General features: G+C 64.7%; 24 protein-coding genes. 13 read left to right on the top strand and 11 right to left on the bottom strand.

Features of this window, described 5'->3' with window-relative positions; translation table 11 throughout:
* The first annotated feature begins 31 nt into the window (after window positions 1-31).
* Entirely contained in the window at window positions 32-1,315 is a 1,284-nt protein-coding gene (locus tag LB541_RS14230) for a hypothetical protein (RefSeq protein ID WP_140499131.1), read from the top strand.
* Between the two features lie 127 nt (window positions 1,316-1,442).
* On the top strand, window positions 1,443-2,558 hold the full coding sequence (locus LB541_RS14225; RefSeq protein WP_140516195.1) for a calcium:proton antiporter: 1,116 nt from the start codon (window positions 1,443-1,445) through the stop codon (window positions 2,556-2,558).
* A gap of 22 nt (window positions 2,559-2,580) precedes the next feature.
* Here LB541_RS14225 and LB541_RS14220 read toward each other — a convergent pair whose 3' ends face one another.
* From LB541_RS14220 to LB541_RS14205, 4 genes are all read right to left on the bottom strand, one after another.
* Entirely contained in the window at window positions 2,581-3,156 is a 576-nt protein-coding gene (locus LB541_RS14220) for a hypothetical protein (RefSeq protein WP_140516193.1), read from the bottom strand.
* Window positions 3,153-3,773, bottom strand: a complete 621-nt coding sequence (locus LB541_RS14215; protein ID WP_140556356.1) for a hypothetical protein — start codon at window positions 3,771-3,773, stop codon at window positions 3,153-3,155. Before LB541_RS14215 ends, LB541_RS14220 begins: the two co-directional genes overlap by 4 nt.
* A complete protein-coding gene (locus tag LB541_RS14210) occupies window positions 3,770-4,366 on the bottom strand; it encodes a hypothetical protein (RefSeq protein ID WP_140499124.1) in 597 nt (198 codons plus the stop codon). The genes LB541_RS14215 and LB541_RS14210 overlap by 4 nt, the downstream gene beginning before the upstream one ends.
* A 155-nt stretch (window positions 4,367-4,521) precedes the next feature.
* The gene (locus tag LB541_RS14205; RefSeq protein WP_140516189.1) at window positions 4,522-4,890 is read right to left on the bottom strand and encodes a hypothetical protein; all 369 of its coding nucleotides are present in this window, start codon (window positions 4,888-4,890) and stop codon (window positions 4,522-4,524) included.
* A 173-nt stretch (window positions 4,891-5,063) separates the two neighbouring features.
* Between LB541_RS14205 and LB541_RS14200 the strand changes: the two genes are divergently transcribed.
* Window positions 5,064-5,366 carry a hypothetical protein gene (locus tag LB541_RS14200; protein ID WP_140556357.1) on the top strand — a complete coding sequence of 101 codons (303 nt, stop codon included), beginning with the start codon at window positions 5,064-5,066 and terminating at the stop codon, window positions 5,364-5,366.
* Window positions 5,367-5,429: 63 nt separating this feature from the next.
* On the opposite strand, the gene LB541_RS14195 is transcribed toward LB541_RS14200, so the two are convergent.
* Complete coding sequence (locus LB541_RS14195; protein WP_140499435.1) at window positions 5,430-6,134, bottom strand: XRE family transcriptional regulator; 705 nt, start codon at window positions 6,132-6,134, stop codon at window positions 5,430-5,432.
* Window positions 6,135-6,433: 299 nt separating this feature from the next.
* On the opposite strand from LB541_RS14195, the gene LB541_RS14190 reads away from it, so the two are divergent.
* Window positions 6,434-6,580, top strand: coding sequence for a hypothetical protein (locus LB541_RS14190; RefSeq protein WP_224618688.1), 147 nt, complete (start codon window positions 6,434-6,436; stop codon window positions 6,578-6,580).
* Window positions 6,581-6,708: 128 nt separating this feature from the next.
* On the top strand, window positions 6,709-7,293 hold the full coding sequence (locus LB541_RS14185; RefSeq protein WP_140521421.1) for a GcrA family cell cycle regulator: 585 nt from the start codon (window positions 6,709-6,711) through the stop codon (window positions 7,291-7,293).
* A gap of 241 nt (window positions 7,294-7,534) precedes the next feature.
* Here LB541_RS14185 and LB541_RS14180 read toward each other — a convergent pair whose 3' ends face one another.
* Together LB541_RS14180 and LB541_RS14175 are read right to left on the bottom strand one after the other, a co-directional pair.
* The gene (locus tag LB541_RS14180; RefSeq protein ID WP_140559951.1) at window positions 7,535-7,837 is read right to left on the bottom strand and encodes a DUF982 domain-containing protein; all 303 of its coding nucleotides are present in this window, start codon (window positions 7,835-7,837) and stop codon (window positions 7,535-7,537) included.
* Window positions 7,838-7,936: 99 nt separating this feature from the next.
* Window positions 7,937-8,218, bottom strand: coding sequence for a DUF982 domain-containing protein (locus tag LB541_RS14175; protein ID WP_140499114.1), 282 nt, complete (start codon window positions 8,216-8,218; stop codon window positions 7,937-7,939).
* 134 nt (window positions 8,219-8,352) lie between these two features.
* On the opposite strand from LB541_RS14175, the gene LB541_RS14170 reads away from it, so the two are divergent.
* Window positions 8,353-8,949 carry a DUF6456 domain-containing protein gene (locus LB541_RS14170; protein WP_140521422.1) on the top strand — a complete coding sequence of 199 codons (597 nt, stop codon included), beginning with the start codon at window positions 8,353-8,355 and terminating at the stop codon, window positions 8,947-8,949.
* 107 nt (window positions 8,950-9,056) lie between these two features.
* On the opposite strand, the gene LB541_RS14165 is transcribed toward LB541_RS14170, so the two are convergent.
* The gene (locus LB541_RS14165) at window positions 9,057-9,362 is read right to left on the bottom strand and encodes a hypothetical protein (protein ID WP_140499110.1); all 306 of its coding nucleotides are present in this window, start codon (window positions 9,360-9,362) and stop codon (window positions 9,057-9,059) included.
* A gap of 149 nt (window positions 9,363-9,511) precedes the next feature.
* Window positions 9,512-11,473: an acyltransferase family protein gene (locus tag LB541_RS14160; RefSeq protein ID WP_140559841.1), complete on the bottom strand. Its 1,962-nt coding sequence runs from the start codon at window positions 11,471-11,473 to the stop codon at window positions 9,512-9,514.
* A 251-nt stretch (window positions 11,474-11,724) separates the two neighbouring features.
* On the opposite strand from LB541_RS14160, the gene LB541_RS14155 reads away from it, so the two are divergent.
* The 6 genes from LB541_RS14155 to LB541_RS14130 all read left to right on the top strand — a co-directional run bounded on the left by LB541_RS14155 (window position 11,725) and on the right by LB541_RS14130 (window position 17,611).
* Window positions 11,725-12,609, top strand: coding sequence for a dihydrodipicolinate synthase family protein (locus tag LB541_RS14155; RefSeq protein WP_140521424.1), 885 nt, complete (start codon window positions 11,725-11,727; stop codon window positions 12,607-12,609).
* A 19-nt stretch (window positions 12,610-12,628) separates the two neighbouring features.
* Window positions 12,629-13,288: a GntR family transcriptional regulator gene (locus tag LB541_RS14150; protein ID WP_140499104.1), complete on the top strand. Its 660-nt coding sequence runs from the start codon at window positions 12,629-12,631 to the stop codon at window positions 13,286-13,288.
* 63 nt (window positions 13,289-13,351) lie between these two features.
* A complete protein-coding gene (locus LB541_RS14145) occupies window positions 13,352-14,689 on the top strand; it encodes an ABC transporter substrate-binding protein (protein WP_140559839.1) in 1,338 nt (445 codons plus the stop codon).
* Window positions 14,689-15,690: a carbohydrate ABC transporter permease gene (locus LB541_RS14140; RefSeq protein ID WP_224519032.1), complete on the top strand. Its 1,002-nt coding sequence runs from the start codon at window positions 14,689-14,691 to the stop codon at window positions 15,688-15,690. Before LB541_RS14145 ends, LB541_RS14140 begins: the two co-directional genes overlap by 1 nt.
* On the top strand, window positions 15,691-16,512 hold the full coding sequence (locus LB541_RS14135) for a carbohydrate ABC transporter permease (protein WP_140499101.1): 822 nt from the start codon (window positions 15,691-15,693) through the stop codon (window positions 16,510-16,512).
* A 34-nt stretch (window positions 16,513-16,546) separates the two neighbouring features.
* Window positions 16,547-17,611 (top strand): ABC transporter ATP-binding protein, encoded by a 1,065-nt coding sequence (locus LB541_RS14130; RefSeq protein WP_140499099.1) that lies wholly within the window; start codon window positions 16,547-16,549, stop codon window positions 17,609-17,611.
* A 65-nt stretch (window positions 17,612-17,676) separates the two neighbouring features.
* On the opposite strand, the gene LB541_RS14125 is transcribed toward LB541_RS14130, so the two are convergent.
* Both LB541_RS14125 and LB541_RS14120 read right to left on the bottom strand, forming a co-directional pair.
* On the bottom strand, window positions 17,677-17,982 hold the full coding sequence (locus LB541_RS14125) for a hypothetical protein (protein ID WP_224618686.1): 306 nt from the start codon (window positions 17,980-17,982) through the stop codon (window positions 17,677-17,679).
* A gap of 219 nt (window positions 17,983-18,201) precedes the next feature.
* On the bottom strand, window positions 18,202-18,771 hold the full coding sequence (locus LB541_RS14120) for a TetR/AcrR family transcriptional regulator (RefSeq protein WP_224618684.1): 570 nt from the start codon (window positions 18,769-18,771) through the stop codon (window positions 18,202-18,204).
* Between the two features lie 104 nt (window positions 18,772-18,875).
* Between LB541_RS14120 and LB541_RS14115 the strand changes: the two genes are divergently transcribed.
* On the top strand, window positions 18,876-19,691 hold the full coding sequence (locus LB541_RS14115) for an oxidoreductase (protein ID WP_140499093.1): 816 nt from the start codon (window positions 18,876-18,878) through the stop codon (window positions 19,689-19,691).
* The last annotated feature ends 48 nt before the right edge of the window (window positions 19,692-19,739 follow it).

Genomic DNA, 19,739 nt, shown 5'->3' with positions numbered 1-19,739 from the left:
TTTCGGGCGGGTGGCATTCTGAGAGAACCTCATGTTTGCCGATATCATCAGACCGATCAGCTTGAGTTTTTCGCTGCTGCGGCGGTTCTGGCCGCAGCTCGTCGTGCTGGTGCTGGCCGGTGTTCTGGCCGGCGATCTCTTGCTGCAACTGGCGGCCAAGGTGGCGCTCGCAAATCATTTCGCCGGGCTCGCCATGCTGACGCTGGTGGCACTGGCGCAACTGGTGGTGACGGTGGCGATGTTCCATGTGCTGCGTCCCGGCTTGCCCCATGTGCTGGCCGCGCAGCGTGGCGCGGAAAAGGCCACGGTCGCCGAGGGGCAGGGAACCGCGGACCGGCGCGGTTCGCGGCTGGTGCGCATGATCACCATCGCGCTGTTACCCTTCTTCGCCTATTACGCGGCCTGGGGGTTCCTCGGCGACATCGTGCGGCAATATTCGCGCGAAACGCTCGACCGGGCCGGCTTCGGCCAGAGCGCCAATGTTCTGGACGTGCTGGATTCGCGCTGGCTGCTGGTCTCGGTGGCGGTGTCCTGGCTGGTGCGCCGGCTGGCCAAGTTCATGCAGGCGAAAACGGGCGCCGCCTCGTTCTGGCAGATCGTGGTGGTGATCTGCGAGACCAACTGGATCTTCGTCGGCCTCTACGTCATCAGCCGCTGGAAGGACAGCGCGCTGCAATGGCTGATGAGCCGCAATTTCTGGTCGGTTCTGCAGGCGTCGGCCGACGGGCTGGCGAGCCCGGTGCCGGCGGCGACGGCCGCGCCGATGGTGCCGGTCGAGATCACCTCGATCGCGCCCTCGACGATCGCCGTCAACCTGTTCTTCTACATGCTCTTGCCGCTGATCTGGCTGGTGATGGCGGCGCTGATCTATGGCTATGATGTGCGCGACGACACGGCACTGATGCGCGTGCACGGCCGGCTGGAACGCGTCGGCAAGCGCTATGCCGGCCTGCCGAAATTCCTGCGCGATTTCGTCGAGCATTTCGTCGCCGGCTACCGCTCGCGCTATCTGCCGATCGCCAATGGCGTGCGGCTGACGGTGAGTTCCAGCCTCGTATTGCTGTGTACGCTGATCGTCGGCTATCGCCTGCTCGACTGGGGCGCGGCCTGGCTGTGGCTCGGCGCGACGCGGCTGATCGGCCCGCACGAGCTCGACGTCTGGCAGATCCTGTCGCATGGCGTGACGCTGTTGTTCGGCAGCCCGTTCCAGGATTCCTCCACCGGCATCCTGGTCGAGCCGCTGCGCATCTGCTTCCTCGCCGCCGTCCTGGAGACGGCGTTCTCGCTATCGAAGGGGGGCGGTCGTTCCCGGTAGCGACGGGAATGACCGTAGCGTATCCTTGTCGCGCCTTGCCATGTACGTGTGATGGGGCGAAAGTGCGATCTTTCCTGGTCTCGTAAACAGACCGCCTGTTTGCACTCGCAAGATCGAAGAGAATGCCATGACTTACTTCTTCCGCCGTCGAAGTGAGGCAATGACCTTCGGCCTGCCTGTGGTCTGCTGCGCGCTGGCGTTGATATTGCAATCGAACATAGAGCCGATCGAAGATCGGACGGCGATTGTGGTGATCGTTGCCGGCATATCGATCATCCTTACCTTGGCAACCGTCTTTGCCGTGGTGCGACATGCGGAGGCGATAGCCCGACGTGTTGGACAGCCGTACGGCACCCTGGTCCTTACCTTGGCCGTAACGACGATCGAAGTGTCGATCATCGTCTCGATGATGCGACATGGCGCCAACAATCCGACCCTGGCGCGAGAATCCGTGTTCTCCACGGTCATGATCGTTTGCACCGGCATCGTGGGGCTGTGCCTGACACTTGGCGGGTGGCGGCACCGCCACCAGGACATCCGAAGGCAAGGCACAAGTTCCTTTCTTTCGGTGCTGACCGCGATCACGGTGCTGACGATGGTGCTCCCGAACTATACGCTTGCCACCAGCCCCGGGACATTTTCTCCCACGCAACTGGCCTTCGTCGCGCTGCTGTCGCTCTTGCTCTACGGCAGTTTCGTTTTCGCCCAGAGCTACAGCCAGAAAGAGGACTTCCTGGAGGTGCAGGTCCGTGAAAGCGCTCCGGAAAGCCATTCTCCGCAGGTCCACGGCGTGCCAACGCATTTCGTCTTCCTGCTTCTGGGACTGGTCGGGATCGTCCTGCTGACGGAACGGGTCGCGGCTGGCGTTGAAGATGGCCTTACCTACCTGCAGATCCCGCAATCGGATGCGATCGTCGGCGCGATGATTGCGTTTGTCGTGCTGCTCCCCGAGGCGATCTCCGCCATCAAGGCATCGTGGGGGAATGAGCTCCAGCGCGCATTGAACGTCGCTTTGGGCTCGGCGTGCGCGACCATCGGACTGACGATCCCGGCAGTGGCGGCGGCCAGCCTCATCACCGGAAAGTCGCTCAACCTCGGTCTCGGTCCGAGCGACGTGATTTTGCTGGTTCTGGCCCTTGCGGTGAGTGTCGTAAGTTTCAGTACCGGACGCACGACGGTTCTCACCGGACTTGCTCACCTCGTCGTCTTTGTTGCCTACGTCCTGTTGATCGCCGTGCCGTGACTCCGGACTGCCGGCGCTGTCGCTACTTCGGCGGCCGTTGAAACCGCAGGTACCACGGCCGCCCGCTTCCCAGCCCAATGGCGGGACGGATGGTCTTGATGGCATCCTCCGGCACGATGAAGGTGTCGCCGATGGTGATGACGTCGCCTGTCTTGGCGCCGGAGAAGATCGCCGAGGTGCAGTTCATCACGCCGTCCGGCAGTCTGACGCCCGAAATCATGTCGGGGAGCCAGCGGCGGCCGGCGGCATCGGTCAGCATCAGCCTGCAGCCCAGCCATTGCTTCTGCAAGTCGGGATCGCCGACGGTGACGGAGAAGGTGGCGATGACGGCGAAGGCCTGATCGGGCAAGCGGCCGGCCTTGCCGCCGCGCAGGTCCGCCAGCTTCCAGTCGCTGCCGCCGAAGTGCGCGGACTGGCCAAACTCGACATCCCTGGCGATGAGGTCTTCGCCGCCCAGCCATTCGCGCAAGCTGTCATGGCTGGTTTCTGCCAGCGCCAGCGGCAGCAGGATGACAAGCGCCGCCAGGCTGCGCCTGCGCCATTTTTTCTCGACCTGCCGCTCGGCGGCCGGCCCCATGTCGGTCGCGACGGCGCTCATGGCTTGCCCTGCGGTGTCTGGCCCGGAGAAGTCTGGCCCGGTGGTGCATCCAGATCGTATTGCGGCAGGATGCCGGCCGGTTGTCCATCGGCGCCGGCAGACAACCCGTCGAAGCTGATGCGGGCCTGCGCGTCGAGCGCGCCGAATTGGCGTTCCGAGACCAGCAGCCTGGCGCCGCCGATCTGGTCGGGCGGTACTTCGAAGACGAACAGGCCGCGTTTTTGCAAGCCGGGATCGACGCCGTGCGGCGGCATGTCCTGGCGATAGCCCAGCCGCTCCGTCTGGCGGTAGCGCAGACCGGTCGGACCTTGCCAGGTGCCGTCCGCGACCGTGATGGAGGCGTCGGTCGCGGTGAGGCTGGTCGTCACCACCGCCCACACGCCGCTCGTCGTCAAAAGCTTTTGCTGCCCGAACTGGTTGGTCTTCAGCGCGCGGGCAAAGACAACCTCGTCAAGCCGCACGTCGAAGCTGCGTGCCCGCACCGTGTCGTGCATGGCGCCGTCGACCGGGATGGGCGCGGTGAGGTCGGCATAATGCGGCTTGGAAAGCTGCATACCGTAGCTCAGCGCCACGGTGGCGGCGAGAATCGCGAGATTGCCGAGGACCCGCATCTTCATGAGCCGGCTCCCGGCGTGTCCGTTGCCGGCATATCGGCGAGCGGCAAGGTCACGGTGCCGAGACGGTAGGGATTGTACCAGCCGGGCGTGCCGTAGAGATTGTCGCGCGGCTTGAAGATCTCCGCGGTGACGCCGAAGGCGAGCGTCGGCGGCACGGCGGCGTCGCCGGCCAGCGGCCAGACATAGGCCAGGCGCTCGGTCATGCCGGGGTGCAGTTCCGGCGCCAGGGTCGAATCGCGTATCAGGGCGATCATCGGCATCGAGTCCGGCAGGGTGATTCCCTCCGGCTTGAAGACAGCGAAGTAGGCCTTGTTGGATTCGGCCGTGCGGTTGGTCATGTCGGCCTCCAGCACCAGTGCCTTCTGGCCCGGTTTCAGCGGCACGCCATGGATGTCGGCATGGCTGACGTAGGCACGCACCGGTTTGATGCGCCAGCGGCCGGCATCGATGGCGGCATCGGACGGCAGTTGCGGCGGAGGGTGAGCGGGCAGGGCGCCAAAGGCGCCCATGAGGCCGGCCGCCAACAGCGCGGCGATGGTTCCCGCGCCTGCCGTCATCCAGGCCTGGACTCTTGAACGGGCAGTCTTGAACATTCCCTGATATGCACGTCGAACGATCAGCCACCCGCAGGCAATCTAGGAAGAAAACGCGCGGATGGGAACCCGCAAATGGCGGCATTGCCCAGCTCTTCTCGTGGCTGCGTCTCTCTCGTGGCGCAGTGTGGTCGCCGACGGCTTGGCGAGCCCGCCTATGCCGCCTGCAAGGCCCAAATGCGGTGGCCGTAGCGGCGGAAGAAGCGCGCCAGCAGGCGTTGTTGCCTCGCCCTGGCGAGGTCCGCCAGGCGCCGTTCCTGGCGCCAGCGCGGCATGTTGCGCCAGAAGGAGATGAAGCGGGCGGCGTCCTCGATGGCTTCTTGTGCCGATAGCGCCGGGCCGATCGCCGCCAGGAAAAGCGCTTCCGATTGTTTCAGCGCGTCGACGACCACCTTGCGCCTGAAATGGCCGAGGCGCGCCTGGCGGATGCCGTGTTCGCGGATTCTCGCGAAGGCCTCGATGAGAGCGTGACTGTCGCCGCCATAGCCGCAGGCATGAGCGAAATCGGCGGCAAGGGCGTCCATCGTCTCTCCCGGGGTGCTGCACGCGCGCCGACTCGGCTTTGCAAGCCGTATAGAAGCATAACTCAAAAATTGGCGAAAGAGAAACTTTTGCGGAGCCCTGAAAGATGCGACTCGACTCTCGTTTCAAAACACAGGAATATGCGAACAAACAAGGAACAAAAAGGCGAGCCGCGATGGCATTGACGGGCAAGGGATCAGTGATTGCGGATGTCGTTTCGATATCGGTCGAATGCGCCGATTGCGGCCGCAACAGGTGGTGGAAGCCCGATCAGCTGCGGCGCTTCGGCGTGACTGGCAATACGCCGCTGGCAGCGCTTTCGGGCCGGCTGGTCTGCTCGGCCTGCCGCGCCGACGGGCTGCCGGGCACGGCGATCCAGATCCGGGCGGCGTTTATCAACGAGCGCCAGCGCGTGCGCAGCGAGGCGCTGATGCTGAGCGAGCGCGAGATGCCGCTGGAGGGATCGGGGCGGGCGTGAGGGTGGCATCGACGCTGGGTTTTGCCTGCTCTCCTTGTGGGAGGAAGAATTGCCCCGTCGCCCTCAATAGCCCAGCAATTCCTTCAACGGAATGACCCGCCAGACCTGCTTGATGGCGTAGCGGTTGAAGGTCAACGTCTTCGGCGGATTGTACTGTTCGACCACCAGTTCGGCGGCGGTGCGCTTGACCAATTTCTTGATGAAGGCCTTGCCGTTGCGTTCGTTCTCTTCCGGGAAGGTTTCGATCACCACGTGATCGCCCGGGACGGCATCGCGGCCGCCGCAATAGATCAGGTCTCCGGGCTCGTAACGGGGTACCATGGAATCCGAGAGCACATGCAGCGCGAACACCTTGGCCAGGTTGCGGATGCCGGGTGGGCGCTGGACGTAGCCGGCGGGCTCGCCGTTGAAGGTGAAATCGCCGTCGTCGCCGCCAACGGCGGCGCCCAGCACCTGGATGTCCATCGGCCCGGCGGGGGGCGGCCCGGCGTCGGTGACGATCTCGGCGTCGTTGACCGGTCCGGCATCGTCGAGGAAAACCACCTCGCCCTTGCCGAGCGCGACCGGGTCGACACGCAGAAAGGCGGCAGTCTTCAGGAGGTTTTCCGTCTTGGGCAGGTTGCGACCGGTTTCCCAATTGCCGACGGCGGCGACGTCGGTGTCGTTGTGCTCGGCGATGTGGCGCATGACCAGGCCGCGCTGCTTGCGCGCCTGGCGGATTGCCGCCCCGACCTTGATCGACAGTTGCGTTTTCACCATGGCGCCCATGTGACCAACAAGCGCTGCTTTCGTCCATGAAAGAATGGCTTGCATAAATTTTTAAGTTATGCTTATATCCGTTCATGCAAAAGCTCAACCCCTTCCGAGTCGAAAGCGCCCTCAGGCCAGCTTCACGCGAGCCGGCCAGCGCTCATTCCCTTTCGCCCCGGCTGTCCTCCTCCCCGGCCAGGGCGAAGCGTGAGGCTGATTGCCCCGATGCATCAGCCGCACGTCCGGTCCGCCCGTCACCGGCGGCCGGAACGGCCGGAGCCGCCGCTCCCCGCGGCTCCGGCCCCCAATTCAGCGCGGTGCGGATCCGCTCCCTGATCCGGACCGAGGACGGCACCGTGATCCTGCTCGACAGGCTGACGGGCAGGGCGGTTTTCGCACCCGACCGGGTGACGGCAGAGGCGCGGCTGGCGCGCCTCGCCGCGCTGGGCGGCCGGCCGGGCTGAGGCCGCCAATCCAACGGCCGACAGGCCGGATCCAACCCAACAATGCCCACCGCCTGCGGCGGGCCGACACCGATACTCGCCGGCGGCGTCGCGCGCTGCCGCGGCCGCGCAATGGACGGAGACCAGATATGGCACTTTACGGCGACAAGGAATTGCAGGCGATCGCCGGCTGGCTGACGGACGGACTTTCCGCCTCGCGCATCGCGGCTCGGTTCAGCGCGTCGCGAGGCAGCCCGGTGTCGCGCGACGCCATCATCGGCATCGTTCACCGTAACGCCATGCTGAGTTCGATCGGTTTTGCCAACAGCAAGCGCATCGCGGCAGCCGAGAGGGCGAATGACAAGGCCGCCGACCGCGCCGCCAAGGCCGGACGCAAGCGCGTGCCGAAGGGTGAAGGTGCGGAACGCCTCGCAGCACGCGAGGCCGGCGTGCTGATGGCGGACGGGCAAGCCTACCGCCTGGAGGTGCCGGTGCCGCAGCGAAGCCCGATCGGCCGCCAGCCGCATGGCGTGGCAATGCGCTTCGTCGACTGCCTGTTCGGCCGCTGCCGCGCTCCGCTCGACCTGGCGCTGGAGCAAAATCCGGAAAACGACGCGCCCGGCGGCCGGCCGGGCGTCCACATGCTGTGCTGCGGCATGCGCACAAGGGCGATGAAAAGCTACTGCACCTATCATCAGGCGCGCTTCCGCCGGCGTGTCTGCGAGGCGGGGTGAGCTTCCTCCCGTTCTGGAGAGAAGCTAACGGCAGGCGGGCGGCGCCGGGTGCAGGATTGGGAACGGCATGAATTCGGGAGGGAGATTGGGTCAGATGCAAGGTATCGAAGCGGTGGCACCGCCCCTCATTGCCTTGCCGGGCATTTCTCCCCGTAAAACGGGGAGAAAGAGACTAGCTGCAACGCTGGCTTTTCTTTTGCAGTGTTGGCGATCTGGCGAGAACGGCGGCCACGCAACGCTTTTATTTTGGCAGATCGTGGCCCTGCTTTGGCATCCGCACGCTTATTGCATCAGGCATCGCTGGCCGGCCGTCATCGCCGGCCAATATACGGGTAACCCGGGCGAAGCCGGTGAACGCTTTCATCGCGTCGGCGTGCGAAATCTGCGCCGCGATGGCTGCGCTGCACGCGTTGAGCGCACTGCGGTAGACATGACCACGCCGTTCAATCGGCCAGCGCTGCAGGAAGTCGGCTGCCTCAGCGACGCCGTCGATCACCTCGACATGCCCGTCCAGGCATACTTTGAGCGGAGATCCTGTTTTCATGGTACCCACGGCGGTTACCTTGGCGTTGCGCGCGGCTCGGAAGCCAGCCCCTATCAACGTGCAAGGCGGCGGCGCGGTTGCATCACGTTTTCAGCCACCTCACGGGCCCGCGGCGGCGTCGAGCCATTCATGGGCGCGGCTACGCGGCTTAGCCACCAGCAGCCCCTGCTGCCCGGCCGCCTTGGTGAAAGCCTCGAAGGCGACGCGCTGGCGGCAGCTGCCGTCGATGGCGAGCCTGACCAGCCTTGCCGCATCCAGATAGGCGGTGGCCGTCTTGTCAGGCCATTGCCGGCGAAGCGCGGTCGCCGCCTGGGCGATGGAGCCCACCAGCATGGTCTTGTTGTCGCAGAAGCGCAAGGTCACCGGCATGAAGGCGGTCATGGGCATACCTCCTGTTGGTTTGGTGCGGCACAACGCCCAGCCTCGCCGCTGGTTCCGGCGCACGCAGCCAATTTCGCCAGGGATCGCTGCCGCGCCAGCCAGCACCTCAATCCACTCCCCACAAGGACGCAGCCATGAGCAAGAAAGCCGCCAGATCAGCCAAACCGCAGACGCCGAAGCTGCCGAAGGGCGAGGCCGAGCAGGTGCGCATCCGCCGCGAGGTCGGCCATGATTTCGCGTTGCGGGACGATGAGTTCGGCCGCAAGCGGCTCGCAACCGGGACATCGGAGGCGCGGCGCGTCTATGAGGTGTCCAATGACGGCCATACCTCCACCGGTGGTATCGTGCGGGTGCGCAGCATCGATCCGCTGCTGGGCATCACCTCGCTGTCGCGCCAGCAGCGCGAAGCCGGTCTGCGCTACCGCGAGGATTTCCGCGCCAGCCAGCAGGCTGATATCAAGCCGATGCGCTGGAGCGAACGCGTCGACGGCGACAGGACAAGCGGCGGCATCACCGACAGCGTGCTCAATGCCGGACGGTCGCACGCCGCCGCGACCCGCGCGCTCGGCCATTGGGAGGTGGTCGACGTGGTCCGGAAGATCGTGTGCCTGGAGCAGTCGGTCAGAGGCGTGGCGGGAGAGATGAGCGAGGGCAGGGACGTGGCGGCAAAGCTGTTGAGAATCGGGCTCGATCTGCTGGCGATGCACTACGGGATGATGATGCGACGATAGGGTTGGGCCCCGAGGAGTTGCGGCGCGCACGACAAGTGCTCCGCTCCAGGGCATGGCGCTGTGCATGACATCCGGCCGGCGCGATGCCGGCCGGATTGGTTGTCAGGTCAACGCCTGCAGACGCGGACTCTCTCGATGACCCGATGGTGATGACGCCAGTGCTTGATCACCTCGGTGTGGCAGCGACGATGACCGTAATAACGCGGACGGTAGCTCTCGTCATACATGCTGTAGCGGCGATAGTAGCCGTCATCGTCGGAATAATCGCGATAGTGGTGACGATATCTGGGAACATAATAATCGTCGTCATAGCCGTTGCCGATGCCAAGCGTGATGCTGGCGGCATTTGCCGGGGCGATCACGGCCACCGCCGAAGCGACGGCAATCACGGATGCGAGCAAGAGTTTCTTCATGGCAACCTCCTCTTTAAGGCTCATCTAATAAACGCTGCCCTCGCGGCCCTGTTCCCATAAAGCCGGTAAACCAATGTTTCGTGCCCGCGCGCGCTGTGAGGGGGCGGCGCCTTGGCAGCGCGCCTTTGAAGAAGGGACGTTAACCCCTTCTAAAACAGCGCCTTCTCCAGCGGCTTCTCCAGCGTCTCGGCGAAAGCGGTCGCCAGATGGTGGCGGTCGCGGAAGGCGATCTTGCCGCCGATGAAGACATGGCAGGTGGTCTGGTTGCAGAACTGGTCGGTCATATCGACATAGCGGGCGTTCGGAATGCTGCGCACGACGTCGCGCTCCACCGCGGCCATGGCGTCGTTGGCGGCATAGGCGCGCGTCTGATCACAGAGCGAGGGCGTGTCGCCGCGCCACAGCGCACGCGCCACGCAGGTGTCGACCTGCTCGTCGTTGAAGGGCACGTCGCGGATGAAGGCGACTTTCAGCCCGGCCTTGCTGAACGTCTCCAGCGTCGAACGCAGGCCAGCCTTCCACTCCGCGTCCTGACTGTCGGGCTCATCCTTGCCGGCGGCCATCTTGCGCGAACTGGTCAGGGCGATTTCCGAGATCACCACCAGGGCCGGCCTCAGCGCCAGGATCTCCTTGATCGACTGCTCGCGCCACTGGTCGCATTCGGCGTAGTCGCGCTTCAGCTTGCTCGACCATGTCGACAGCCGGGACGCCCGGCACGAGGATTTGAGCCAGGTAACCACCCGGTAATCGCGCTTTTCGGCCGCCTGGATCAGCGGCGTCGACCAGTGGTCGGCATGTGAATCGCCAAACAAGGCGATCGTGCCTTTCACATTCTTGGCGCCAAACACGCAGGGCTTCGGGGTGATGGTCTCGTAGTCGAGCACGCAGCCGCCCCTGGCGCGCGCGGTGGATGGACGCGCCGCACTTTGGGCGATGACGCGCTGCTCCGGATCGAGTTCGTGAACGGCAAACTTGGCATTGGCGTAGGCCGCGACCACGCCGGCGCCGGTCAGCAGCGCCGCGGGCACGAGCGCGCGGGCGGCGCTTGCCATCAGCCAGCCGTTGCGGCGCACGGGGTTTTCGATGACGTGATAGGTGAAGATGGAGAGCATCAGCGTCAGTGCCAGGCAGGCAAACCTGTCCAGCCCGGAAAGCTCCGCGGTGACCATTCCCGCATAGACGATGACCGGCCAGTGCCAGAGATAGAGCGAGTAGGAGAGCTTGCCGATCCATTGCATGGGCGGCAGCGACAGGAGAGCCGCGGGGCCGCCGGCCAGCTTGCCATCCGCTTGGCGCTCGCCTGCCCCGCTGACCAGCAGCAGCACCGTGCCGACGACCGGCAGCAGCGCCAGCAGGCCGGGGAAGGGCAGCGCCTCGTCCAGCAGCAGATAGGCGGGCACGATCAGCGCCAGGCCGAGCCAGCCTTGCGCGGCGCGCAGCCGCGGGTGGCACCGGAGAAAACTTGCCGGCACCATCGTGGCAAGCCCGCCGGCGGCGAACTCCCAGGCCCTCAGCGGCGAGAAATAGAAAGCCCAGGGCGGCGAAACGCTGGTCAGCCAGGCGCAGGCCACGAACGACACCAGGCCGGTGACACCGATGACCACGATGGCCGCGCGCCGTCCCGGCCGCAGCCATGCGGCGAGAACAAGCAGCGCCGGCCATGCGAGGTAGAACTGCTCCTCCACCGATAGCGACCAGAAATGGATGAACGGGTTGTTGGCGGCGTCTGAAGCGAAATAGTCGAACGACCAGCGGATCAGCCACAGGTTGATCATATAGGCCGAGGCAAACATCGCCCCCTTCGAATAGAGCGCCTGTTCCTCCGGCGACAGGATGAAGGCGCCGGCCAGCAGCGTGGCCAGGATGACGAACAGCGAGGCCGGCAGCAACCGCCGGGCGCGGCGGGCATAGAAGCGCCACAGGTTCAGCCGGCCGCTCTCGCCGATCTCCTGCAAAAGGTGTCTTGTGATCAGATAACCGGAGATGACGAAGAAGATGTCGACGCCGGCAAAGCCGCCGGGCAGGGCTGTGAGGCCGAAATGATAGGCGACGACACCGGCTACCGCCAGTGCGCGCATTCCCTCGATATCGGGTCGGAACGATGCTGCCACGACAAATCCTTCGTGCAAGCCCAACCCGCGGCCATTGTCGGCCGGGGCGGATCGTATCGCAATGCAACAAATCTTTCGCAACGCAACATGGCAGGAAAAAGGAAAAACGGCACAAACGGGCCTGGGCATGGATAGCGCCTGCACCGGAACCATCACAACTTGCGTTTCCGTAAATTTGCATCCGCCCTATTTACGACTAACATGTTAGCGTGATAGCACTACCTGCGCACTGCTCTTTGGGAGACTCGCTGGTGACATCGCGTTTTGGTCTTTCGGTTGCCCTGGCCACGCCTTTCGATGCGTCGGGGCAAATCCTCATTCCACCCATGGTGACGTTGGCCCGGAGCTGCCTGGCACAGGGCTGCACCAGCGTGACGCTTTTCGGCACCACCGGGGAGGGCGCTTCGGTCGGCACTGGGGAGCGGCGGGCCGTCACCGAGGCGATGCTGGCGGCCGGCATCGCGCCGCATCAGCTTGTCGCAGGCGTGCTGGTCGATGCGGCCGAGGATGCAGCCGAGCAGGCTCGCCATGCCTTGCAGCGCGGCGCCCGCAACATCCTCCTTGCCCCTCCCAGCTATTTCAAGAATATCGGCGACGATGGCCTTTTCGGCTGGTTTTCCGCTGTCTTTGCCGCTCTCGGTCCGCTGGCCCGCGGCGTGCTGCTCTACAACATCCCCTCGGTCACCACGGTGCAGCTTTCGCTGGGGCTGATCGGCCGGCTGCGCCAGGCGTTTCCGGACGTGGTCGCCGGCGTCAAGGATTCCGGCGGCGACTGGGCCTATAGCGAGGCGCTGCTCGGCGCCCATGGCGATCTGGTGATCCTGATCGGCGACGAGCGGCATCTGGCGCGGGCGGTCAGGATCGGTGGCCAGGGCGCGATTTCGGGCATGGCCAATTTCGCCGCTGGCGAGGTCCTCGCCATGGCCGAGAAAGGGCACGACGACGTGCGCGTCGAGCGTTTCGTGCTCGAGTTGCTCAAGCACCCGGTCCTTCCGGCGGTCAAGGTGATGGTGGCGCGCAAGACCGGCGACGAGCGCTGGCTGGCGGTGCGGCCGCCGCTCGAGCCGATCGCGGCGCCGGAGCGCCAGCAGCTTGGCGCTGCCTACGACACTCTTTTCGCGGCCGCGGCGGCCTGACGGGGAAGGAAGCACTGAAATGGCCAATGGCGGCGACCAGACAAATCTGCGGGAGCAGGCCTATGCCAGCTTCACGCGGCATTTGCTGGCCCGCGACCTCAAGCCGGGCCAGTTCGTGTCGCAGCGCGAACTCGTCGCGTTCACCGGCCTGCCGCTCGGCGCCATCCGCGAGATCGTGCCGCGCCTGGAAGCCGAGGGGTTGTTGACGACGATCCCGCAGCGCGGCATGCAGATTGCGCATATCGACATCAGCCTGATCCGCGAGGCCTTCCAGTTCCGCCTGTTCATGGAGCGCGAGGCGGTGGCGCTGTTCACCGTCAGCGCCTCCGACGACGAACTCGCGCGCTTGCGCCGCGAGCATGAGGACATGCTGGCGCAGGCGCTGGCGCAGACCCCGACGCCGGAGATGGAGGCCAGGGCTCAGACCATCGACTGGGCCATGCACGATACTTTCATCGATGCGCTCGGCAACGAGATCATTGCCAAGGCCTATCTGGTCAATTCGGTGAAGATCCGCCTGATCCACCAGGAACGGTTCCGCATCGACGGGCGCGTGGTGCCGGTGATGCGCGAGCATCTGAGCGTGATCGAAGCCCTCGAAAGCCGCAATCCACAAAAGGCGGTCGAGGCGATCAGCCAGCATATCGACAATGCGCGCCGGCTGGCGCTCCATATCTGAGGAAGCAGGCCGCGCCGTGCCTGTCGCGGCGCAATCGACAACGACAGCAACCGGGAGGAAGAAATGCCGTCCAATCCATTCAACCCAACCAGAAGACAGCTCCTTGCGGGCGCCGCCATGCTCGCCGGCGCCGGCTTTGCCGGTATCCGCCCGAGCCTTGCCGCCGGCGTCGACTGGAAGCGCTTCGCGGGCACGACGCTCGATGTCAATCTGGTGAAAAGCCCGCGCAGCGACACGCTGATCAAATATCTCGCCGAGTTCGAGGATCTGACGGGCATCAAGGTCAATGCCGAGGCGACGCCCGAGCAGCAGCAGCGCCAGAAGACGGTGATCGAGCTCAGCTCCGGCAAACCCAGCTTCGACGTCGTGCATCTGAGCTACCATGTGCAGAAGCGGCAGTTCGAGAAGGGGGGCTGGCTTGCCGACATATCGGGCTACCTTGCCGACCCGACGCTGACCGATCCGAGCCTGGTCGAAAAGGACTTTGCCGATGCCGGCATGCTGTTCGCCAAGGATGGCCAGGGCGTGCTGCGCTCGCTGCCGTTCTCGGTCGACTATTGGATAATCTACTGGAACAAGGAGCTGTTCGAGGCCAAGGGCCTCAAATACCCCGAAACCTTCGATCAGCTCGTTGCGGCCGCGGAGGCGCTGACCGACCCGTCGACCAACACCTACGGTTTCGTCGCGCGCGGCCTCAAGAATGCCAACACGCCGGTCTGGACCTCGCTGATGCTCGGCTACGACATGACGCCGCTCGACGACAAGGGCAAGCTGCGCACCACCGCGCCCGAGGCGGTAGAGGCCGCCGCCCTCTACCAGCGGCTGATGACCAAATCCGCGCCGCCCGGCGTCACCGGCTTCAACTGGGCCGAAGCGCAATCCGCCTTCCTGCAAGGCAAGATAGGCATGTGGTTCGACGGCGTCGGTTTCGCGCCGCCGATGGAAAATCCGGAGAAGTCGAGGGTGGTCCGCAAGGTCGGCTACGGCGTGATGCCCAAGGGCCCCAAGGCGCATGCCTCGGGTACGTTCGGCGACGGGCTCGGCGTGACCACGGCCAGCGAGAAGAAGGAAGCCGCCTACCTCTTCTGCCAATGGGCGGTGTCGGCCGGCATGGGCGCGCGGCTGCTGCAGGCAGGTGCCGGCGTGCCGTTCCGCAAATCGGTGCTGGAAGACCCCAAGGTGCGCGAAGGCGTGACCATGCCGGCGAGCTGGCTCGACGCCGTGGTCGGCTCCGGCAATGTCAGCCGGCTGGCGCTGCCGGTCATCATCCCGGTCACCGAGTTCCGCGATATCTATGGCGTGGCGCTCAGCAACCTGCTCGCCGGGGCCGACCCGGCGGAGGAACTGAAAAAGGCGACGGAACAGTTCCAGCCGGTCCTCGACAGGAGCGAGCAAGGCTGATGTCCGCAACTGCCCCAGAGCGCGCCGAGGCGACGACGAGTCGCGCCGGGGCGACGACGGATCGCGCCGGGGCGACGACCGATCGTACCGGGGTGACGAAACAGGCAAGCGAGGGGGGCCGGCCCGTCAAGCTGGCTCCCAGCTACTGGCCCTTCGTCGTCCCCGCGCTGGTCGTCGTCGGCGCCGTCATCGTCTTTCCCTGGGCCTTCACGCTGTGGATGAGCGTCAACCGCTGGACGCTTGGCCAGTCGCGAAGCTTCGCGGGGATGGAGAACTATCTGCGACTGGTCGGCGATGGGCGGTTCTGGGAATCGCTCGCGCACACTTTGTCCTACACTTTCCTTTCGGTGGCCGCGCCGATGCTGCTCGGCACGGTCGCGGCGCTGATCTTCGATGCCCGGTTCCCGCTGCGCGGCGTGCTGCGCGGTATTTTCGTGATGCCGATGATGGCCACGCCCGTCGCCGTGGCGCTGGTCTGGACGATGATGTTCCATCCGCAACTCGGCGTGCTCAACTACCTTCTGTCGCTGGTCGGCATTCCGGCGCAGGAATGGATATTCAACGCCAGGACGGTCATCCCCTCGCTGGTCGCTGTCGAGACCTGGCAGTGGACGCCGCTGGTGATGCTGATCGTGCTGGGCGGGCTGGCCTCGGTGCCGCGCGAACCCTTCGAGAGCGCCGAGATCGACGGCGCCAATGCTTGGCAGCAGTTCCGGTACCTGACCTTGCCGATGATCGCGCCGTTCCTGATGATCGCGGTGATCATCCGCACGATCGACGCGCTGAAGAGCTTCGACATCATCTATGCGATGACCCAGGGTGGACCGGGCACGGCCTCCGAGACCATCAACATCTATCTCTACAACATCGCCTTCTCCTATTACGACGTCGGCTACGGCTCCGCCATGGCGGTGGTGTTCTTCGTTCTTATCGTAGCGCTGTCCTTCGTCCTGCTGATGCTGCGCCAGCGCAGCCGCTGGACCGACGCGGAGGGCAAATAGATGCGTTCGCGACTGCTCAACCGGATCGGCCTGTTCTTCGCCGCCCTGGTCTTCGTCTCGCCGGCGATCCTGTTCTTCCTCTGGATGATCTCGCTGTCCCTGAAATTCGAGATCGACAACGGCGCCTCCCCGCCGGTCTTCATCCCCGAGCACGTGGCCTGGTCAAACTATGCCAAGGTGTTCGAGGAGAACAATTTCCTGCTCTACTTCTGGAACTCGGTGCTGGTGACCGGCACGGCGACGCTCTTGGCGCTGCTGATCGGCGTGCCTGCCGGCTACGGCATAGCGCGGCTCAAGGCCGAACGGTCGGCGGTCGTCATCATGATCGCGCGTATGACGCCGGGGCTGTCCTACCTCATCCCGCTGTTCCTGCTGTTCCAGTGGGCCGGCATATTGGGCACGCTGTGGCCGCAGATCATCATCCATCTCGTGGTCACGGTGCCGATCGTGGTCTGGGTAATGATCGGCTATTTCGAAACCACGCCGATGGAGCTGGAGGAGGCCGCCAGCATGGACGGCGCCTCCTCATGGCAGGTGTTCCGGCTGGTCGCGTTGCCCATCGCCAGGCCAGGCATCGTGGTGGCCTTCATCCTGTCCATCATCTTCTCCTGGAACAATTTCGTCTTTGGCGTGGTGCTGGCCAGCCGCGAGACGCGGACCTTGCCGGTCGCGGTCTACAACATGCTCTCCTACGAGCAGGTGAGCTGGGGGCCGCTGGCCGCCGCCGCACTGGTGGTGACGCTGCCGGTGCTGGTGCTGACCATGTTCGCGCAAAGGCAGATCGTCGCCGGGCTGACCGCCGGCGCGGTCAAGGGCGGCTGAAGCCGACGACACTCTTTCCAGGTGAGGACATGAAATGGCAGCGGTGACCATCAACAATGTGCAGAAGGCATTCGGAGCGACCAGGATCATTCACGACGTCAGCGTCGACATCGCCGATGGCGAGTTCGTGATCCTGGTCGGACCTTCGGGCTGCGGAAAGTCGACGCTGCTGCGCATGATCGCGGGGCTGGAGACGATCTCGGCCGGCAGGATCGCCATCGGCGAGCGGGTCGTCAACGATCTCAGGGCGCGAGACCGCAACATCGCCATGGTGTTCCAGAACTACGCGCTCTACCCGCATATGACGGTGGCCGACAATATGGGTTTCGCGCTCAAGATCAAGAAAGCCGATCCGGCCGATACCGCCGGCCGCGTCAACAGGGCGGCGAGTATCCTCGGCCTGGAAAAGCTGCTCGACCGCTTCCCGCGCCAGCTTTCGGGCGGCCAGCGCCAGCGTGTCGCCATGGGGCGCGCCATCGTGCGCGACCCGCAAGTCTTCCTGTTCGACGAACCGCTCTCCAACCTGGACGCCAAGCTGCGCGTGCAAATGCGAGGCGAGATCAAGGCGCTGCACCAGCGGCTGGGCACCACCACCATCTATGTCACGCATGACCAGATCGAGGCCATGACCATGGCCGACAAGATCGTGGTGCTGCATGACGGCCTGGTCGAGCAGGTCGGCGCGCCGCTCGACCTCTACGACCAGCCGGCCAATCTCTTCGTCGCCGGCTTCATCGGTTCGCCCGCCATGAATTTCATTCGCGGCCGCATCGAGGAAGGCGTCTTCCGCAGCGCAGGCGGGCTGACCTTGCCGCTGCCGGCGCCGCTTCATCCGGCACAGGTCCCGGGCGGAGAGCTGGTCTACGGCATCCGCCCCGAACACATCCGCGCCAGCAGCCAAGGCATACCCGGCAGCGTCACGCTGCTGGAAGCCACCGGTTCGGAGATCTTCGCCAAGGTCGACTGCGGCGGCGAGGAGATAGACTGCCTTTTCCGCGAGCGGCTGGCGCTCAAGCAGGGCCAGCCGGTGCGCATCGAGGTCGACCGCGCCTGCGCGCATCTGTTCGACGCCGAAACCGGCCGGCGCGTCGGCGCATGACAAACAGCCCCGCGAGACGGGGCTGTCTTCAGGGTGCGGGCTATAAAAGCCTGCTCTTGGCCGGTCTATTTGCTGCCGCCATTCGCCTTGACGCTGCTGCAGAACTCCGGATGGCTGTTGGCGGCGTTGGCGTCCTTGGCCTCATCGTCGCAGGCCGTCATCATCAGCTTCTGGTCTTCCGGAGTGAGCGCTTTCCACGCTTTCGTGAACTCGTCGCTGCTGCGCATCTTCTTCATGCTGGAGTCGGTGTAGAAGGGCTGCATCTTGGCCGGGTCGTCGAGTGCCGACGTGCCCTTGTTCGCGGCGGCGAGGGCCGAGCCCGCGAGCATCGAAAGCGTCATCGCGCCGACGCAGATCATCTTGATGTTCATGATAGGATCCTTCCCTGTTGCTCTTCGACCGTCGAAGCAACGATCTTCAAAGAAACGGAAGGTTTGGAGGAAAGTTCCGGTTCGCCATGCCAGCTGAGGCCCGGTCTGAATAAATATATTGTTCAGCGGCGGCGAAACTTCCGCTTTTTTCTTCGTTTGGCTGCCTGGTTAGATTTGCAGCCGGGGCGCATCGCGCGGGATAGCGCCTTCCTCTTCACCCTAGCGCGGCTGGACCAGAGTCCGCGCCGCCTCCGCTCCCGCCGTCAGCATGCGATCGGACAATTCAGTTCCCTCCACCGCGCGGGACAGTTGAAGGGCGCCGATGAGCGCCGCGAAAACGCCCAATGCAACGCCCTCCGGATCAGGGATTCCAGGCGGCAACTGCGCCGATAGCTGGCGCACCAGAGTCATTAATCGTTCGGTGTAGAGCGCGCGGGTCTCGGATGGCTGACGCGCGATTTCGGGCAACAGCGCCGCCGAAGCACAGCCGGTCTCCGGATGATCCCGGTGCTCGGGCGACAGATACATCCCCAGGGCCAACTCCAGCCCTCCCGAGGCCAACGCCCCCTGCAATTGCTGCGACTGAGCCTCCAGTGCCGCGACCATGCTCTCGCGGACGAGTTCGGCCTTGGATTGAAAGTGTGGATAGAAGGCGCCGTTCGTCATGCCGGCGTCGCTCATGATGCTTGCCAGCCCGGACGCGGCGATGCCGTCACTGCGAAACCGTTCGGCGGCGATCTCCATGATCCGGCTGCGTGATGCGTCCTTCCGGCCTTTTTCGTAGCGCATGGCGCTCCTTCCGCTTCCCTATTGCATTACACCCGTAATGTGATATTACGATCATAATTCAATCATCGCCGAGAGGCAAGACCTCTCGAGTTCGGAGTCACCAGATGAACCGGAATTCAGGAAAGACGGCGATCGTGACCGGCGCCTCCTCCGGCATCGGCCGCGCCAGCGCGGAGGCTTTGGCGCGGGCGGGTTTCACCGTCTTCGGCACCAGCCGCAAAATATCAGGCCAGGGCTCGGACGGGATATCGATGCTGGTTTGTGACGTGACCGATGACGCGTCGGTCGCAGCTCTGGTTTCAGATGTCCTCGCCAGGACCGGCCGGATAGACCTTCTGGTCAACAATGCCGGCGTCGGGCTGCTGGGAGGCGCGGAGGAATCCTCGGTTTCCCAGTCCAAGGCCCTGTTCGATGTCAATCTGTTCGGCGTCATGCGGATGATCAACGCGGTGCTGCCGTCGATGCGGCGGCGCGGCGGGGGGCGCATCGTCAATATCGGCTCGATCCTGGGATTGGTTCCCGCGCCGTATTCGGCCCACTATTCCGCCGTCAAGCACGCGCTCGAAGGCTATTCGGAATCGCTCGACCACGAGGTTCGCGCTTTCAACATCCGGGTTTCGGTCATCGAACCTGCCTTCGTGCGCACCGTGTTCGACCAGAACGGGCTCGAGCCCGATTCCGTCATGAAGGAATACGATCAGGCCCGCGCCGGTATCGACGCATTGCTTCGCGACGTGATGCCGAAAGCAGACCCTCCGGAAGCGGTGGCGAATGTGGTACTCAGGGCCGCCACCGAGAAGCGTCAGCGCCGACGCTACACCGCCGGCAAGACAGCCCGGCTGGTCAGCACGCTGCGGCGGTTCGCGCCCGCCGCGACGTTCGACAAGACCTTGCGCAAGCAGTTCCGCCTGCCTGCCTGAACGGAGCGTACCAAGTCGGTGCCCGCACAAGCAGTTTCGCTGCCCCGA

Origin of the sequence: Mesorhizobium sp. BR1-1-15, assembly GCF_020165475.1 — a bacterium.
In the GTDB taxonomy this organism is placed as follows: domain Bacteria; phylum Pseudomonadota; class Alphaproteobacteria; order Rhizobiales; family Rhizobiaceae; genus Mesorhizobium.
Note: the sequence above shows the minus strand (reverse complement) of the source record. Positions and strands in the feature narration are given on the sequence as shown.